This window comes from Mesorhizobium sp. M0715, from assembly GCF_040320355.1.
In the GTDB taxonomy this organism is placed as follows: domain Bacteria; phylum Pseudomonadota; class Alphaproteobacteria; order Rhizobiales; family Rhizobiaceae; genus Mesorhizobium.
Map to the genome: position 1 here is coordinate 226,838 of NZ_JAMYPL010000001.1, position 17,630 is coordinate 244,467.

Annotated in this window: 17 protein-coding genes; 10 read left to right on the forward strand and 7 right to left on the reverse strand. The window is 63.8% G+C overall.

The window, feature by feature from the left end; all coding sequences use genetic code 11:
- Positions 1–12 precede the first annotated feature (12 nt).
- Entirely contained in the window at positions 13–483 is a 471-nt protein-coding gene (locus NKI21_RS01045) for a VOC family protein (protein WP_023811659.1), read from the forward strand.
- 83 nt (positions 484–566) lie between these two features.
- On the opposite strand, the gene NKI21_RS01050 is transcribed toward NKI21_RS01045, so the two are convergent.
- A complete protein-coding gene (locus NKI21_RS01050) occupies positions 567–2,159 on the reverse strand; it encodes a peptide chain release factor 3 (RefSeq protein WP_023811658.1) in 1,593 nt (530 codons plus the stop codon).
- A gap of 236 nt (positions 2,160–2,395) precedes the next feature.
- On the opposite strand from NKI21_RS01050, the gene NKI21_RS01055 reads away from it, so the two are divergent.
- Positions 2,396–3,469 (forward strand): NAD(P)/FAD-dependent oxidoreductase, encoded by a 1,074-nt coding sequence (locus NKI21_RS01055; protein WP_128304827.1) that lies wholly within the window; start codon positions 2,396–2,398, stop codon positions 3,467–3,469.
- Here NKI21_RS01055 and NKI21_RS01060 read toward each other — a convergent pair.
- The 3 genes from NKI21_RS01060 to NKI21_RS01070 form a co-directional block, all read right to left on the reverse strand.
- Positions 3,463–4,836 (reverse strand): amidase, encoded by a 1,374-nt coding sequence (locus NKI21_RS01060; RefSeq protein ID WP_023811656.1) that lies wholly within the window; start codon positions 4,834–4,836, stop codon positions 3,463–3,465. The genes NKI21_RS01055 and NKI21_RS01060 overlap by 7 nt on opposite strands.
- A 327-nt stretch (positions 4,837–5,163) precedes the next feature.
- Entirely contained in the window at positions 5,164–5,964 is an 801-nt protein-coding gene (locus NKI21_RS01065) for a class II glutamine amidotransferase (protein ID WP_023811655.1), read from the reverse strand.
- 15 nt (positions 5,965–5,979) lie between these two features.
- On the reverse strand, positions 5,980–6,228 hold the full coding sequence (locus tag NKI21_RS01070; protein WP_023811654.1) for a DUF6356 family protein: 249 nt from the start codon (positions 6,226–6,228) through the stop codon (positions 5,980–5,982).
- A gap of 114 nt (positions 6,229–6,342) precedes the next feature.
- Between NKI21_RS01070 and NKI21_RS01075 the strand changes: the two genes are divergently transcribed.
- The 6 genes from NKI21_RS01075 to NKI21_RS01100 all read left to right on the forward strand — a co-directional run bounded on the left by NKI21_RS01075 (position 6,343) and on the right by NKI21_RS01100 (position 11,083).
- Entirely contained in the window at positions 6,343–6,813 is a 471-nt protein-coding gene (locus NKI21_RS01075) for an Lrp/AsnC family transcriptional regulator (protein WP_023811653.1), read from the forward strand.
- A gap of 301 nt (positions 6,814–7,114) precedes the next feature.
- Positions 7,115–7,600, forward strand: coding sequence for a dUTP diphosphatase (gene dut, locus NKI21_RS01080; RefSeq protein ID WP_128304825.1), 486 nt, complete (start codon positions 7,115–7,117; stop codon positions 7,598–7,600).
- Entirely contained in the window at positions 7,600–8,262 is a 663-nt protein-coding gene (locus NKI21_RS01085) for an HAD family hydrolase (RefSeq protein ID WP_128304824.1), read from the forward strand. Before dut ends, NKI21_RS01085 begins: the two co-directional genes overlap by 1 nt.
- A 72-nt stretch (positions 8,263–8,334) precedes the next feature.
- Positions 8,335–9,189 carry a hypothetical protein gene (locus tag NKI21_RS01090; RefSeq protein WP_352439725.1) on the forward strand — a complete coding sequence of 285 codons (855 nt, stop codon included), beginning with the start codon at positions 8,335–8,337 and terminating at the stop codon, positions 9,187–9,189.
- A 77-nt stretch (positions 9,190–9,266) separates the two neighbouring features.
- The gene (locus tag NKI21_RS01095; RefSeq protein WP_352439726.1) at positions 9,267–10,070 is read left to right on the forward strand and encodes an isocitrate lyase/PEP mutase family protein; all 804 of its coding nucleotides are present in this window, start codon (positions 9,267–9,269) and stop codon (positions 10,068–10,070) included.
- 14 nt (positions 10,071–10,084) lie between these two features.
- Positions 10,085–11,083 (forward strand): proline racemase family protein, encoded by a 999-nt coding sequence (locus NKI21_RS01100; protein WP_352439727.1) that lies wholly within the window; start codon positions 10,085–10,087, stop codon positions 11,081–11,083.
- Positions 11,084–11,092: 9 nt separating this feature from the next.
- Here NKI21_RS01100 and NKI21_RS01105 read toward each other — a convergent pair whose 3' ends face one another.
- The gene (locus tag NKI21_RS01105) at positions 11,093–11,803 is read right to left on the reverse strand and encodes a sulfate transporter family protein (protein WP_352439728.1); all 711 of its coding nucleotides are present in this window, start codon (positions 11,801–11,803) and stop codon (positions 11,093–11,095) included.
- An 89-nt stretch (positions 11,804–11,892) separates the two neighbouring features.
- Complete coding sequence (locus NKI21_RS01110) at positions 11,893–12,825, reverse strand: DMT family transporter (RefSeq protein WP_352439729.1); 933 nt, start codon at positions 12,823–12,825, stop codon at positions 11,893–11,895.
- Positions 12,826–13,053: 228 nt separating this feature from the next.
- Between NKI21_RS01110 and NKI21_RS01115 the strand changes: the two genes are divergently transcribed.
- Together NKI21_RS01115 and NKI21_RS01120 are read left to right on the forward strand one after the other, a co-directional pair.
- A complete protein-coding gene (locus NKI21_RS01115; protein ID WP_027039710.1) occupies positions 13,054–14,046 on the forward strand; it encodes an adenosine kinase in 993 nt (330 codons plus the stop codon).
- Positions 14,047–14,536: 490 nt separating this feature from the next.
- Positions 14,537–15,238, forward strand: a complete 702-nt coding sequence (locus NKI21_RS01120; RefSeq protein WP_352439730.1) for an antitoxin Xre/MbcA/ParS-like domain-containing protein — start codon at positions 14,537–14,539, stop codon at positions 15,236–15,238.
- A gap of 33 nt (positions 15,239–15,271) precedes the next feature.
- Here the strand turns inward: NKI21_RS01120 and NKI21_RS01125 are convergent, their stop codons facing one another.
- On the reverse strand, positions 15,272–17,551 hold the full coding sequence (locus NKI21_RS01125) for an NADP-dependent malic enzyme (RefSeq protein WP_352439731.1): 2,280 nt from the start codon (positions 17,549–17,551) through the stop codon (positions 15,272–15,274).
- Positions 17,552–17,630 lie beyond the last annotated feature (79 nt).

Sequence of the window (17,630 nt, forward strand, 5' to 3'; positions counted from 1 at the left end):
AGGAGACAGACAATGCAAAAGATCACCACCTCCCTGTGGTTCGACGGCCAGGCCGAAGAGGCCATGAACCACTACGTATCGATCTTCAAGAATTCCAAGGTGTTGAGCGTCACGCGCTGGCCACAGGGCCACGCCCAGGAAGGCAAGGTGTTGGTGGCCTCATTCGAACTCGACGGCGTGCAGTTCCAGGCGCTCAATGGCGGCCCCCAATACAAATTCACAGAGGCCATGTCGCTGTCGATCGACTGCAAGACGCAGGCTGAAGTCGACCATTTCTGGAGCAAACTCACCGAAGGCGGTGGCGAACCCGGCCGTTGCAGCTGGCTGAAGGACAGATTCGGCGTTTCCTGGCAGGTCGTGCCGGAGCAATTGCCCAGGCTGCTCGGGGATGCGGACCGGGCGAAGGCCGGCCGGGTGATGTCGGCGATGATGCAGATGGGCAAGATCGACATCGCCAAGATCGAAGAAGCGGCCAAAGGCTGAGCGAAACCTTCAACGCTGGCGCCGCCCTCATCCGCCCTTCGGGCATCTTCTCCCCGTAAACGGGGAGAAGGAAAAAGCGCGACTTACGCCGCCTTGTCGCGGACCTGATAATCCTTGATCGTGGCAAACTTGATCGCCTTCCAGCGTTCCGCTTCGTAGTTCAGCGAAAAGGCGTGCTGGGCCAGGAACACCGGATCGTTGTCGAGGTCGCGGGCGATGTCGCCGCGATGCGCCTCGATGAAGCGCAGGACCTCGGCCTTGTCGTCGGCCGAGATCCAGCGGCAGACCGAAAACCGCGACATCTCGAATTCGACCGGCAGCGTGTATTCGAAGTTCAGCCGCTCCTTCAACACGTCGAGCTGCAGGGCGCCGACGACGCCGACGATGGCAGGCGAGCCGTCCTCCGGCGAAAACAGCTGCACGACGCCCTCTTCGGCCATCTGGTGCAGCGCTTCCTTGAGTTTTTTCGCTTTCATCGCGTCGCCGAGGCGAACGCGGCGCAGGATTTCCGGTGCGAAATTCGGCACGCCGCGGAACAGGATTTCCTCGCCCTCGGTCAGCGTATCGCCAATACGCAGCGTGCCGTGGTTGGGAATGCCGACGACATCGCCGGCGAACGCCTCGTCGGCGGTGACGCGGGTGCGGGCAAAGAAGAATTGCGGCGCCGACAGCGACATAGGCTTTCCCGTACGCACCAGCTTGGCCTTCATGCCGCGCTCGAGCTTGCCCGAACAGACGCGGACGAAGGCAATGCGGTCGCGGTGGTTGGGATCCATGTTGGCCTGGATCTTGAAGACGAAGGACGTCATCTTCTCCTCGGTTGCCTCGACCTTGCGGGTGTCGGCCTCCTGCGCGCGCGGCGGCGGTCCAAAAGCGCCAAGCGCCTCGATCAGGTCGCGCACGCCATAATTGCGCAGCGCCGAGCCGAAATAGACCGGCGTCAGATGGCCCTCTCGGAAGGCTTCTATATCAAGGGGTCTGCACGCTTCCCGCGCGAGCTCCAGTTCCTCGATGAAGGCTTCGCGTTCGTTTTCTGGCAAAAGGCCAGCAACGCGGTTGGAATCGGGACCATTAACCGGCGTGCGTTCTTTCTCCGCGTCGCCCCTGCGCACGGCATTCAGCGCCAGATGATAGGTGCCGGCAAAATTCTTGCCGCGGCCGATCGGCCAGGTGACGGGGGCAGTATCCAGCGCCAGCTTCTGCTCGATCTCGTCCAAAATCTCGAACGGATCGCGGCTTTCGCGGTCCATCTTGTTGATGAAGGTGATGATCGGAATGTCGCGCAGCCGGCAGACTTCGAACAGCTTCAGTGTGCGCGGCTCGATGCCCTTGGCGGCATCGATGACCATGACCGCCGAGTCGACCGCCGACAGCGTGCGGTAGGTGTCGTCGGCGAAATCCTCGTGGCCGGGCGTGTCGAGCAGGTTGAAGACATTGTCTTCATACTCGAAGGTCATCACCGAGGTGACGACCGAGATGCCGCGCTCACGCTCGATCTTCATCCAGTCGGAGCGGGTCTGGATCTTGTCCTTCTTGGCTTTGACCTCGCCGGCAAGCTGGATAGCGCCGCCGAACAGCAGCAGCTTTTCGGTGAGCGTCGTCTTGCCGGCGTCCGGGTGCGCGATGATCGCGAAGGTGCGGCGGCGCGCCACTTCTTCTTCTATTGCTTCGGGCATTCTCTGGGATTTCCGTGTGACAGGCCGGGCTTCTAGCAGCGCAGTGCCGGGCTGTCGACCGGTCCGGCGGCTCGGAAGCTGCTGATCGCCGCCTCACCGTCAGAGCATACAGCTCAGCCGTGCTGTGGCTCCGGCCAGTGCATTGCCGCATATTTTGCGCTGCGCAATGTTGGCAAGCGGCTGCCGGGATGGCACTGGACGAACATCCCTCCGGATGGCGAGGCAGAGGAGCAAGCATGACTGCGGCGAAACAAGTGATCGTCATCGGCGCCGGCATCATCGGCGCCTCCATCGCCTGGCATCTGAGCAAGGCGGGAGCACAGGTCACGGTCATTTCCGACAGCCCCGTCGGTGGAATCGCCACCCCAAACTCGTTTGCCTGGATCAATGCCAGCTGGGGCAATCCGGAGCCCTATTTCCGGCTGCGCACCCGCGCGATGGCCGAATGGTCGCGGCTGGCGCAGGACCTACCCGGCCTGCCGCTCAGCTGGTGCGGTGGCCTGTGCTGGGATCTGTCGGCCACCGACATGGAAATCTACGCCACGGAGCATTCCGCCTGGGGCTACGGCATCGAACGCGTCGACCGCGCCGGTGCCGCGCGCATCGAGCCCAATCTCGCCGAGCTTCCCGACTTTGCCCTGCATGTGGCTGAGGAAGGTGTCGCAGAGCCCGTGGCCGCCGCCCATGCCCTATTGGCAGACGCGAAGCGACATGGCGCGAAGACCATCTCCAGCACGGTGACGGCCCTGGTCCAGACCGGCGGCAGGATCACCGGTGTCGACACTTCGCACGGATTGATTGCATCAGACGAGGTGGTGGTCGCGGCCGGCGTCGGCTCGCCGGAGATCGCCGCGACCGCCGGGATCAACCTGCCGATCGAAACGCCGCCCGGCCTGATCGTCCACTCACGGCCTTACAAAAAGCTGCTCAACGGTCTGGTTCTGGCCGAGCGGCTGCACATGCGCCAGACGGCGGAAGGCCGCATCATCGCCGGCTCGGATTTTGGCGGCGCCGATCCGGGTATGAATGCCGAAGCCACCGCCCACGCGCTGTTTGCGGCCATGAAGGCCATGCTGCGCGACAGCGACGGGTTGGAACTCGATTTCCACACGGTCGGCTACCGGCCGACGCCGATCGACGGCTTTCCGATCATCGGCCGCGCGGTGGGCATGGACGGTGTCTATGTCGCGGTCATGCATTCCGGCATCACGCTGGCGCCGGCCGTCGGCCTGTTCGCCACAAGGGAAATCCTCGACGGCGAGCGCGACCCCTTACTTGCCCCTTATGGATTGTCGCGCTTCGCTCAATAGGCGGGCGGACGGCGAAAGCCGCCGGTGAGTGGTTCGATTGCCTTGGCGATGCCGAGCAGCCGTGACTCCGACCAGCGTTTGCCGACCAGTTGCAGGCCGATCGGCAGGCCGGTGCTGTCCAGTCCGCACGGCATGGAAAGCGCTGGATGGCCGCTGTAGTTGAACACGGCGCCATAGGCCGGCAGCATCCAGTAGCTCTGCTCCTTGCCGTCGACCTTGATCGGCGTGCCCGGCTCGCAATGCGGGAAGGCGGTGGTCATGGCGACCGGGCAGATCAACGCGTCGTAGGCCTCGAAAAACCGGTCCCAGGCGAGAATGGATTTGTCGCGGCGGGCGAGTGCCTCGAACCAGCGCGAGACCGGTGTCGGTTCCTCCGGCGGCTCAGGCTGAGCGGCCTCCAGCATCATGCCGATCAGCGCGCCGCCCTGCTCCAGATCGTCATGCAGGTCGAGTTTCGGCAGTTTTGCTTCTTCGACGACCGCTCCTGCGGATTGTAACTGCCTTGCGAGACTTTCGACCGCGGCGCTGACGTCGCCCGCCACTGGAAACCCGGGAAAGAACGGCGCGAAGGCAATGCGCAATGTCTTGAGGTCGAGGCTTGGCATATCCTCGACCGGCACCGGCGCAAGATCGGTGTCGCTTCCATTAGGACCGGCAATGATTTGATAGATCAGCGCCAAATCTTCCACACTGCGCGCCAGCGGCCCAAGGCAGGACATCAGCCGCACGCTGCGCGCAGTACCGCCGGGATCGGGAAAGACGCCGGCCAGCGAGACGCGGTGCTCCGTCGGCTTCAGGCCATAGACACCGCAGAAACTGGCCGGCAGCCGGATTGAGTCCTGCATGTCGGTGCCGACATCGAACGGCGTCATCCCCGAGCAAAGTGCAGCCGCCGCGCCGCCGCTGGAACCGCCCGCCGTGCGCTGGAGATTCCAGGGATTGCTGGTGCGACCAAACAGCGGATTGTTCGACTGCCAGTCCGAAAGCATGGTCGCGACATTGGTCTTGGCCATCAGCACGCCGCCAGCCGCACGCAAGCGGGCGACGACCGGACTGTCCTGTTTGGCGACATAGTCGGCAAAAGGCGGAAAGCCGACCGTGGTCTTCATGCCGGATGTATCGTGCATGTCCTTCAGCGTGAACGGTACGCCGTGCAGCGGGCCGAGGGCCTCGCCGCGCGCCTGGGCCGCGTCGGCCTTCTTGGCGCACTCGCGAGCCCCTTCCCTGTCGAGCGAGATGACGGCGTTGACCGCATCGTTGTGCGCATCGATCTGCGCCAGATGCGCGTCGAGTGCCTCGACGGCGGAGATCTTCCGCGCGGCGATGGCAGTGGCCAGCTCGATGGTTGAGGAAAAGACGAGGTCCATTGACAATGCTCCGGCTTGGCCGCGTTCGCCTGATCGGATGGCGGACAGCGGCGCTGCTTCAAATGGAGTTGAGCATTCGAGGATTGTCTGCGTTTGATCGAAATTGTGCAGACTGGACTGTCCAAGTCTGCACTCTACGGCGCCCCCTCTGTCCTGCCGGACATCTCCCCCCACAGGTGGGGAGATTGGATGTCACGACAGCTTTCGCCAATCTCGGACGTTGCAAGGAATAGCGCGGCAGTCGCAGGTGCCAATCTCCCCCCGTGTGGGGGAGATGTCCGGCAGGACAGAGGGGGGCTGTCCCGCGGCGTTGCCGCACTTTTGCAACTAGACGGCCAGTGCCAGCCTGGCCGATGCGGGTGCGAAAGGGCGAATGACCATGCCATCGCCAGTGATCGTCACAAAACTCGACGGCGGGATCGCCTGCCAGTCGCCGCCCTCGCGGTCGAAGGGCTCGGAAACGATGCAGCGGCCGCCGCCCTTGCGCAGGACAGACGTGTAGAGCGTCGGTGCGTGAGCGTCGGTGGCGTAGCGCACCGCATGCAGCGCCTGCCCGTCGGAGAAGGCGGCGGTGAGTTTCAGCGCCGGTTCGAGGCCGGCGCGGCGCGAGGCTTCGAGCACGCGGCTGGTGGCGCGGGAGACGGCGCCTTGCGGATCGCCGGTCAATCCCTCGTCGATCATCAGCAGGAAAAACAATTCGGAATCGGTGGTGCCTTCGCGCTGGTCGAAGACAGCGTCGGACAGCGAATTCTCCAGCGCGCGGCGGATTTTTTCGAAGCCGCCGATCTGGCCGTTGTGCATGAACGACCAAGAGCTGGAGATGAACGGATGGCAATTCATGCGGCTGGTGGCGCCGCCGGTGGACGCCCGCACATGGGCGAGGAACAGGCCGGATTTGATCTGCCGGCACAGGCTCTTCAGATTGGGATCCGACCATGCCGGCAGGATGTCTCGGTAGAGACCCGGCTCCGGGCGGTCGCCATACCAGGCAAGGCCAAAACCGTCACCATTGGTCGGCGATTTCGCTTCCTGGGCGCAATGGCTCTGGGCGATCAGCGAGTGACAGGGCGCGGTGAGCATGTCTTCGAGAAAGACTGCTTCACCGAGATAGGCCGCCCACCGGCACATCGCTTCTGTCGCCCTCTAGGCGCGATCCATAAGAGCCGCAGGCTCCTTGATCGCGTGTGTGCCTCTGTTGTGCGTCCGCTCGTAAAGCTCACGAACGATTCGGCTGGCGGTAGTCTCAAACAGAAATGGCAAGAAAGCGTGAACGAGCGCGGCGCCAGCCGCCATCAGCAGCCGCGACGAGAACCAGCCGGCAAAGGCCATATGAGTGAAATAGGTTTCGCCGACCTTGGCCGGATGAGAGGTGAAAATCCTTGCGACCGACATGCTGGTCCCCTTCAGCGCTTGAAGTTCCTGATATGAGTATCCTGACACGCTTCGCCGGTTCATCGGTCTCAAAATATCCTTGTATTTGACCCGTTGATGGGACAAACATCCCACATGGCGTTGGAAATCGACGAAATCGACCGGAAATTGCTTGCCGAATTGCAACGCGACGGCACGCTGTCGGTCGACCAGCTGTCGGAACGGGTGGCGCTGTCGCGCAATGCCTGCTGGCGCCGGGTGAAGCGGCTGGAGGAGGATGGCGTCATCACCGGCCGCGTGGCGCTGGTCGATGCCGAAAAGCTCGGACTTGGCCTTTCCGTCTTCATCCTGATCCGCACGTCCAACCACGACCCGGAGTGGCTGCAGAAATTCCGCGCGGCAGTGACCGGCTTTCCCGAGATCACCGGCGTCTACCGCATGTCGGGCGACCTCGACTATGTCTTGCGCGCCCGCGTCGCCGACGTGAAGGCCTATGACCGGCTCTACCAGCGGCTGATCGCCAAGGTGGCGCTGTCGGATGTGTCCGCGTCCTTCGTGATGGAGGAGATCAAGGAGACCACCGTCGTTCCGATGGAACTGAGGTAGATTAGCTGAAGCCTCCCAACTTCGTCATCCACGGGCGGAGCAGGAGCGAAGCTCCGTCGCGAAGACCCGAGGATCCATGCCGTGACCTTGGCCGAGGAGTGCAGCGGAGCAGAATTCTGCACCGCAGCAACGCTTTAAAGTCGCGGCATGGATCCTATGTTCTGCGCTGCGTCGCTTCGCTCCTTGCTTCGCCCGTGGATGACGAAGCGTTGGGTGGTCACAGTGCCGCCCAAAAGAAAGCCGTTGATAGAATTACAGTCGAGTTGACCGAATCGCCGTTCGCGCCGATAGGATCGATTTTATGCGCGCAGCCCTTCAAACTCCCTCCGTCATCGGTCCGACCGTCGGCTTCGTCAGGTTGCCGCATGCTGAAGGACTTCCCCTTCCTGCTTATGAAAGCACCGGTGCTGCCGGCATGGATCTGCGCGCCGCCGTGCCCGACGACCGGCCGCTGCTGATCCTGCCTGGCAAGCGTACTTTGGTGCCGACCGGGCTGATCCTGGAAATTCCGGAAGGCATGGAGGGCCAGGTGCGGCCGCGCTCCGGACTTGCTTTCAAGCACGGCCTGACTGTCCTCAACACGCCCGGCACCATCGACAGCGATTATCGCGGCGAGGTGAAGGTGCTGCTGATCAATCTCGGCGACGAGGACTTCGCGGTGACGCGCGGCATGCGCATCGCCCAGATCGTTTTTGCCGCGGTGACGCAAGCCGCCGTGGAAGAGCGCAACCTAGCTGGCGGCACGGCGCGCGGCGCGGGCGGGTTCGGGTCGACCGGCACCGCCTGATGCCTGAACTGCCTAAACTTGTCATCTTCGACTGCGACGGGATCCTGGTCGACACCGAGAACCTCGCCAATCGGCGCCTCGCCGAATGGCTGACCGCTGCCGGCTATCCGACAAGCTTCGAATATTGCCGCAAGAATTTCTCCGGCCGCAGCATGGCGTCGGTGCAGAAAGAGATCGAAGCAGAGACCAGCGTCAGGCTCGGCGTCGATTTCGTCGATCGCTGGAACGCCGGCCTGCCGGATCTGTTTGCCCACGGCGTCGAAGCGATCCCCTACGTCCGCGAGTTCGTCGAAGCCGTGCGTTCAGCCGGTATCGCCTATTGCGTCGCCACCTCGGCCCGAGTGTCGAAGATGCACATCACGCTCGGCCAGACCGGGCTGTTGCCGCTGTTCGAACACGCGATGTTTTCCTCGACCATGGTCAGCCGTGGCAAGCCGTTCCCGGACCTGTTCCTGCATGCGGTCAAGACCATGGGCTTCGCGCCCGCCGACTGCATCGTCATCGAGGACAGCGTCGCCGGCACGCAGGCCGGGATCGCCGCCGGCATGCGGGTGTTTTCCTATCATGCCGATCCCTATTCCGACCGCGCTGGCCTGATCCAGGCCGGCGGCATCCTGTTCGACGACATGCGCGAGCTGGCCGGGCTGGTGCCGATCCACTAAGCTGATCTGCAGCCCGCGGCTGTACGCCTCGATCGTCCGTGCTAGCTTGGCCCCGCCAATTCGAGGCCACGCATGAAACCCGCCCTGTTCCGCTTCTTCCTTACCTTGACGCTGCTGCCGTTTTTGTGGACTGCGGCCGGCGCGCAAGCCGTCGGCTTCCCGGAACTCGGCAGTGCTTTGCCCGGCCGCACGGATGCCACCTATCTCGACCTCGCGAGGATGGTCATTCCAGATCTCGCCGCGGACCAGGACGGCTTCTACAGGGGCGGGTTACCGATCGAGATGCGACATATCGAGCGACCGGACGGCGGCGGTTCGCCGCCCGAAACTTCGGGCTTTTCCAATGCCGCGGTGCTTGCGATCAAGGCCGGCGGCAAGGACCGGCTGGCCATGCTGTTCGACCTCGGTGACTCTCCCGACAGCGCCGAAGGCTATGCGGTGCTGGCGCTCTACGACGTCACGGCCAAGCCAAAATTGCTCGACGCCGTCAATGTCGCGCTCGACCGCGGCACCTACTTCCGCGAACCGGGCAAGCTTTCGGTCAGCGCCAACGATGACGTCCTGATCACCATGAGCGCGCATTTCAACTCGAGCCAGAACTATGTGATCACGCCGCTGATCATGGTCCGCGACGACAAATTCGAACTGATCGACATGATCTATACGTTCGACGAAAACCTGTGCGCCTACAGCCGCAAGCAGGATGTAGCTTTTCAGGCCATCGCGGAGGGGAAGTCCTATGCTGCCATCAAAGTGACGGTGACCGATGCCACGGTGCTCAACGGCGAAAGCTGCGACGACACTCCGCCCCGACCAGAGTCCCACGCGATTTCCGTCATCTATCACTGGGACAAGAAGACATCGCGCTACATCAAGGATTCCGACACGCTGGACAAATTGGCAGGAGAGAACGCCAAACGCTTCTGAACCAACCGCATTCGTTTGCCCGGCCAAATGGGGCAGGATAAAATCCACTTAGCCACACCGCATATGGGGGTACTACCATGGACAAGGGCAAGATCTTCCGCGACCTGCATGCCTCGACCTTCGTCATGCCCAATCCCTGGGATATCGGCACGACGAAGCTGCTCGGCTCGTTCGGCTTCACGGCGCTGGCGACAACCAGCGCCGGCTTTGCCTTTTCGCGCGGCTTGCCGGACGGCGCGGTGACCTTCGACCAGATGATCCACCATTGCCGCGAGGTGTCGGGGGCGACCAGCCTGCCGGTCTCGGCCGACCTCGAGAAAGGCAAGGGCGACAGCGCCGAGCAGGCCGCCGAAACCATCTTCGCGGCCGAAGCGGCCGGTCTTGCCGGCTGCTCGATCGAAGACCACACCGGCGACCCCGACAAGCCAATCTATGATTTCGCGCACGCTGTCGAGCGCGTTGCGGCGGCGGTGGAGGCGGCGCGGGCGCTGAAGCGCGATTTCGTCTTCACGGCGCGGGCCGAGAATTTCCTGTGGGGCAAGTCCGACCTCGACGATACCATCAAGCGGCTGCAGGCGTTCGAGAAGGCCGGCGCCGACGTGCTCTATGCGCCAGGCATCGGCGACGTCGAGATGATCCGCACGCTCTGCTCGGCGGTCAGCAAGCCGGTCAATGTCATGGCAAAGCCTGGCTTCACCATCGCCGACCTCGCCATGGCCGGCGTCAAGCGCATCTCGCTCGGGCCGTGGCTGACCAATTTCGCCTATGGCATGCTGGAAACGGCGGCACGCGAGATCCAGCAGGACGGCACCTTCGGCTTCACCCGCGCCGCCATGCCGTTCGGCAAATTGCAGGCCCTCTTCGGCAAGTCTTCAGCTTGAACGGGGCCCATCGCATGACGCTGACCGTCGTCGACATGCATACAGGCGGCGAGCCGCTCAGGATCGTCACCGGCGGCTATCCCGGTATTCCCAAGGGCACGATCCTAGAAAAGCGCGCCTATGTGCGCGACCATCTCGATCATCTCAGGAAAATCCTGATGTTCGAGCCGCGCGGCCATTACGACATGTATGGCGCCTTGCTGGTCGAGCCGGACCTGCCCGGCGCCGACCTCGCCGTGCTGTTCATGCACAATGAGGGTTACTCGACGATGTGCGGCCACGCCATCGTCGCGCTCGGCCGCTACGCCGTAGATGAGGGATTGGTGGCGAAACAGGAACCAATCACGACAGTCAATATCGAGGCGCCGTGCGGGCTGGTCGTCGCCTCGGTCGAGGTCAGGGACGGCAAGGCCGGTGCGGTGTCGTTCGAAAGCGTGCCGGCCTTCCTGTTCGCCGGCGGGCAGACGATAGAGCTGGCGGGTCATGGCACGATCGGCTTCGACGTCGCCTATGGCGGCGCCTTCTACGCGCTGGCCGATTGTCACCAATTCGGGCTTGAATTCGGCAGAAGCCGGGTGCGCGATTTCGTCGATGCGGCAACCGCGCTGACGGACAGGCTCAAGGCCGAATTGCCGCTGTCGCATCCCGACCATGCCGACCTTGCCTTCCTCTACGGCACCATCCTGACCGATGGCCGCGACGCGTTTTCCAGCGAGGTGACTAAGAACATCTGCGTCTTCGCCGAGGCCGAGGTCGACCGCTCGCCGACCGGCTCCGGCGTGACCGCGCGGTTGGCGGCCATGCATGCCAAGGGCGAGATCGCGATCGGGCAGACACGCATGTTCGAGAGCATCGCCGGCTCGCGTTTTTCCGGGTCCGTGGTGCGGACGGCGAAGGCTGGCCCGCACGAGGCGATCATCGCCCGCGTCGGCGGCCGCGCCTACTATTCCGGGCGGGCCGAGTTCATTGTCGAGGCCGACGACGAACTGGGACGCGGTTTCCTGTTGCGCTGACGAAAATGCTCAGCCGCGTGAGGAGCGAGCCACTTCCCGCACCGAAATCGCCTTGTGCAGATGCACCATCATGGCGGCGGCGAAGAGCGGCGTCACCAGATTGAGCAGCGGCACGGCGAGGAAGGCAGCGATGAGCAGGCCGGCGAGAAACACCGTGCCGGCATAGTGTCTGCGCAAGGCTCTGGCCTCTTCTTCGTCGCGAAAGCGCATGGCAGCGAATTCGAAGAACTCGCGCCCGAGCAGATAGCCGTTGACGATGAAGAAGGCGGCGATGTTGACGCCCGGCACCAAGAGAAGCAGCAGGGCGACGATGTTGCCAAGAATGACGACGCCGAGAAATCGCATCGATAGCACCAGCGAGCGCAGCGCTGGCATGGCGCGGCCGGATGGATCGCCGGGATAGTCGGTGCGCTCGACCACCTCGGCGATATCGTCGAGGAACAGGCCGGCGACAACAGCCGTTACCGGCGCGATGAGCAACGCCATACCGAAGGCAAGCGCTATTGCCGCGATGATGCCGCCCAGCCAGCCGGCCCAGGACGGCATGCCGGGCAACAGCGTCTGCAACCATGGCAGGGCCAGCCACTCGACAAGGCTGGTCAGACCGAACCACAGCGCCACCAGCGCCAGCAGGGTCAAGCCCAGCGTCTTGAGGAACACGGCACGAAACGGAGGCGAGAGCAGCTCAAGGGCCGCAGTGCGGGCAGCGTCGAAAATCACCGTGCTTCAACCAAGGGTTAGCGGATACCGCCGAAAGACGGACGCCCCCGAGATAAGCAGTGCAGGTCGCCAGCACAAGCGGCGGGCGCCTACCGCGCAAGCGCCGGCCTGCGAACCGGGATGGCCATGGCAGCGACCCCAGCCACGACAAACGCCATGCCCAGCCATGCCGTCGAACCAAGGCTTTCACCGAGGAAGACGGCGCCGATGCCGACGCCGATCGGCACGCGCAGATAGGCCTGCGAAGTGGTGCCGACCGAGCCCAGCGTGTGGATGAGGCGGAAATAGATGACGAAAGCCAGTGCGGTCGAAAACACCGACAGGCCGAGCAAGGCCAGGATCGATGCGGTCGACGGCGCCAGCGTCCACGGCTGGTCGAACACAAGACTGAGCGGCACCAGGATGATTGCGCCGCACAGCATCGATCCGGCGGCCGGCAGCATCGGGTCGAGGCCCTTGAAGCCACGGCCGAAAATGGCCGCACCGGCATAGCAGATTGTCGCTGCGACGATGGCAAGCTGCGCCCACAATTGGTGACCGATGCCATCAAGCGCCTGGGTTCCGATGATCAGGCATATTCCAGCTATACCGGCGCCGACGCCAATCAGCTTGCGCACCGTGACCGGCTCATGGCGGGTGATGAGCGCGGTGAACAGGAAGGTGAAGATCGGTGAGGTCGCGTTCAGGATGGTGGCGAGGCCTGCATCGACCGAGCGCTCGGCGGCGGCGATCAGGGTGAATGGTATGACGCTGTTGAGGCATGCCTGGAAGGCAAAGCGGCGCCAGCTTGCCGCATCGCCCGGCATGGCGAGCCCGCGCCAGCGGATGATGGCGAACAGGATACCGCCGGCGATCAGGGTGCGGGCGGCTATGAAGGTGACCGGCGGGATGGTTTCGACGCCGATCTTGATGAAGGTGTAGGAGGCGCCCCAGAGCACTGCCAGCACGACGAGCAGTGTCAGGTCGGTGGTCATGTCGTTCTTTGCAGGCTCGTTCTTTGTCGAGATCTTCTTTGTAGACATGGGGCTGGCTCGCCTTCGAAACGGGATCGGCTGAACCAGGCTTGTAGGCGGTGCGGCGACGAAATGCTTCGGCCACGGTCGAATTGTCATAGCGCCTCCCGGCTGATGCGCCTTTTGCCTGTTCCGCCAAAGTTGCGTCTCACGCCCTAGGCAAACCGGTTTCAAATCGCTAGACCCGCGCCGGACCGGCGTGGCAAGAAGCCGGCTCGGGTTTTGGCGGAGATTTTGATGCCGGATTATGACGTGCTTTGCATCGGCAATGCCATTGTCGACATCATCGCCCAGTGCGACGAGGAATTCCTCGAGACCAACGGCATCATCAAGGGCGCGATGAACCTCATCGACACACAACGCGCCGAACTGCTCTACAGCCGCATGGGTCCGGCGATCGAGGCGTCCGGCGGCAGTGCCGGCAACACGGCGGCCGGTGTCGCCAGCTTCGGCGGCCGCGCCGCCTTCTTCGGCAAGGTCTCCAACGATGCGCTCGGCGAAATCTACGCCCACGACATCCATGCGCAGGGCGTCGCCTTCGACACCACGCCGCTCAAGGGTGAGCCGCCGACGGCGCGCTCGATGATCTTCGTCACGCCCGACGGCGAGCGCTCGATGAACACCTATCTCGGCGCCTGCGTCGAGCTTGGCCCTGAGGATGTCGAAGCCGACAAGGCGTCTGGCGCCAAGGTCACCTATTTCGAAGGGTATCTGTGGGACCCGCCGCGCGCCAAGGAGGCAATCCGCCAGACGGCGAAGCTGGCGCACGCGGCAGGCCGCGAAGTCTCCATGACACTGTCGGATTCGTTTTGCGTCGACCGCTACCGCGACGAATTCCTCGACCTGATGCGCTCGGGCACGGTCGATATCGTCTTTGCCAACAGCCACGAGATCAAGTCGCTCTACCAGACGTCGTCGTTCGACGAGGCGCTGGCCCAGATCCGCAAGGATTGCCGGATCGCCGCCGTCACCCGCTCGGAAAAAGGCTCGGTGATCGTACGCGGCGACGAAACCGTGGTGATCAAGGCGACCGCCATCAAGGAACTGGTCGACACGACCGGCGCCGGCGATCTCTATGCCGCGGGCTTCCTGCATGGCTACACGCAAGGCCGCGACCTGCAGACCTGCGGCGACCTTGGCTCACTGGCGGCCGGACTGGTGATCCAGCAGATCGGCCCCAGGCCACGGCAGAATCTGCGCCGAGAGGCTGAGCAGGCGGGGTTGCTTTAGCAGCCATCAAGCTGCCGATCTCCCCCCTCGTGGGGGAGATGGCCGGCAGGCCAGAGGGGGGCACCGTCCCGCCAGCATCTTCAAGGCTTTACACTGCCGCCGACCCCGAAATAGACGGCATGAATTCCTGGATTCTTGCGCGACGTTGACGTCGTCAGAAGGACCTGGAGCGCGGGCGCAAAACATCGTTCCGTAGCGATCCTTCGCGCGCCCCTCTGCCCTGCCGGGCATCTCCCCCACGAGGGGGGAGATCGGCAGCTTGGCCGTCCGCTTCTCACCGTCGCGCGGCTGTCATACATCGCACCTACACGCAATCTGGGCGTCCCGCGACTGACATTTCGGTGCGCCCTCAGTCAGTTGGGGTGTCAAGAAATGCTAGACAGCATGCTGTCGGGCGGCCGGATTCATTGCCGCCGCGATTTCCGCTTTCCGCTCTAGAGATTCAACAATCGGCCGCAGCTGAGGGGAGCGCGGCCCGGAAGACAGATGCATGAACAGATTTCAGATCCAGGCCCTCAGGCAGGACGACTTCGCGGAGATGGTCGCGGAGGAGGTCGAACGCGCGCTTGCCCACTATGATGAGGCCATCAACAAGCCAACCATGGTCTCGGTCGGCAAGATCGCCGGCAGCATAGCGTCCGCTGTCACCTTGCTGTCACCGAAGCACCAGCGCGCCATCGACGCCATCCATGCCGACCTGCCCGGCCTGGCCTCGAAATTCGTGCGCGCGCTGGCGGCGGAAGCCGCGCGCCGCAGCGAAGCCGGTATTGCCGGCGTGATCAATCCGCCGATGACCCCGTTGGCCGATGTCGAGCCTCCTTCGCTGCCAAAGTCGGACGATCTCGAATCGATGCTGATCGAGGACTGGGCGGGCCGCGTCGCCGGCTCGACCTATCTGGAGGAGCATTTGCGCATCGCCCGCTCGACCCTGCACCGTTGGCAGAGACGGGGTGAGGTCATCGCCTTGCGCAAGGGCGGCCGCAAACATGTCTTCCCGCTGGCGCAGTTCGTCGACGGACGGCCGGTTGCAGGCATTCGCGACGTGCTGTCGCTGATCACCAATCCAAGGCTCGCATGGCTGTGGCTGACGCGGCCCTCGGCGCAGCTCGACGGCCGCATTCCCGTCGACCTGCTTCGGCAGGATCAGGTCGACGAGGTCGTTGAGGCCGCGCGCGTATTCGCGCCGCGCTGAACGCCTCGCGACCTCACCGCTCAGGCTCGCCCCTCAAGTCCCCGCCGTATACGCCGCGATCGCCGCCATGTTGACGATGTCGCTGTCCTTGGCGTTGAGCGACACGATCTGAACCGGCTTGTTCAGGCCGACCAGCAGAGGACCGATGACCGTGGAGCCGCCGAGTTCCTGCAGCATCTTGGTCGAGATCGAGGCCGAGTGGAACGCCGGCATGATCAACACATTGGCCGGGCCGGTCAGCCTTATGAACGGATATTGCGCCATGGCGCGGGCGTTGAGGGCGACGTCGGCGGCCATTTCGCCGTCATACTCGAAGTCGACGCGGCGCTTGTCGAGGATGCGCACGGCTTCCTGGACGCGTTCGGAGCGCTCGCCCTGCGGATGGCCGAAGGTGGAATAGGCGAGCATGGCAAGGCGTGGCTCATAGCCCATGCGGCGGGCAAAGCCTGCGGCCTCCTCGGCGATGTCGGCGATCTGCTCGGCATTGGGCATATCGTGCACGGCGGTGTCGGCGACGAGCACGGTCTTGCCCCGCGCCAGCACGATCGAGACGCCGATGACGCGGTGGCCGGGCTTGGCGTCGATGACGCGGCGGATGTCGTCGAGTGCGGTGGAATAGTTGCGGGTCACACCGGTGACGATGCCGTCGGCGTCACCCAGCGCCACCATGCAGGCGGCAAAATGGTTGCGGTCGTTGTTGATCAGGCGCTGGCAGTCGCGGAACAGGAAGCCTTTGCGCTGCATGCGCTCGTAGAGATAGTCGGTGTAGATGCCGTTGCGGCGCGACAGCCTGGCATTGATGATCTCGATGCCTTGCTTGTTGAGGTCGATGCCGGCGTGCTTGGCGTTTTCCTTGATGACGTCGTCGCGTCCGAGCAGGATGGCGGTGCCGAGCCGCTGGTTCACATAGGAGACGGCGGCACGCATGACCTGCTCCTCCTCGCCCTCAGCGAAGACGATGCGCTTGGGCTGGCGGCGCACGCGGTCGTAGATGCGCTGCAGGGTCGAGGCGATCGGGTCGCGGCGGGCCGACAGCTCCTGCGCATAACGGTCGAGATCGAGGATCGGCTTGCGGGCGACGCCTGAGTCCATCGCCGCCTTGGCGACTGCAATCGGGATGGCCGAGATCAGGCGCGGGTCGAACGGCACCGGGATGATGTAGTTGGGGCCGAATTTCGGCCGGTTGCCCTGATAGGCGGCGGCGACGTCGTCGGGCACGTCCTGGCGCGCCAGTGCCGCCAGCGCCTGGGCGGCGGCGATCTTCATGTCGTCATTGATGGTGGTTGCCCTGACATCCAGCGCGCCGCGGAAAATGTAGGGGAAGCCGAGCACGTTGTTGACCTGGTTCGGATAGTCCGAACGCCCGGTGGCCATGATGGCGTCGGTGCGGATCTCGGCCACTTCCTCCGGCGTGATTTCCGGATCGGGATTGGCCATGGCGAAGATGATCGGGTTCTTGGCCATCGACTGCACCATGGCGGTGGTCAGCGCGCCCTTGGCGGAGAGGCCGAGGAAGACGTCGGCGCCATCGAGTGCCTCGGCGAGGCTGCGCGCCTCGGTCTTGACCGCATGCGCCGACTTCCACTGGTTCATGCCTTCGGTGCGGCCCTGGAACACCACACCCTTGGTGTCGCACAGAGTGATGTTTTCGGGGGCAAAACCCATCGCCTTCATCAGCTCGATACAGGCGATGCCGGCTGCACCGGCGCCGTTGCAGACCATTTTCGTGGTCTTCATGTCGCGCCCGGTGATCTCCAGCGCGTTGATCAGGCCGGCGGCCGAGATGATGGCGGTGCCGTGCTGGTCGTCATGGAAGACCGGAATGTCCATCAACTCGCGCAGGCGCTGCTCGATGATGAAGCATTCCGGCGCCTTGATGTCCTCGAGGTTGATGCCGCCGAAAGAGGGCCCGAGGAACCGCACGCAGTTGATGAACTCGTCGGCGTCCTCGGTGTCGACCTCGAGGTCGATGGAATCGACATCGGCGAAGCGCTTGAACAGCACCGCCTTGCCCTCCATCACCGGCTTGGAGGCCAGCGCGCCGAGATTGCCTAGACCGAGGATGGCCGTGCCGTTGGAGATGACAGCGACCATGTTGCCGCGCGTCGTGTAGTCGAAGGCGCGCGAGGGGTCTTCGGCGATGGCCAGAACCGGAACCGCGACACCAGGCGAATAGGCGAGGCTGAGGTCGCGTTGCGTCGCCATCGGCTTGGTGGCGACGACCTCCAGCTTGCCCGGCCGACCCATGGCGTGGAATTCGAGCGCTTCCTGCGCACTGACGGACGGACCGCTGTTCTCGGTTTTCCTGGCCATGATGTTCTTGATTTCCTCGCCGGTGCAGCACCTCCTTGAAGCGGGTGCTTTGTTTCGGTCCGAATTAAGACCACGCGCC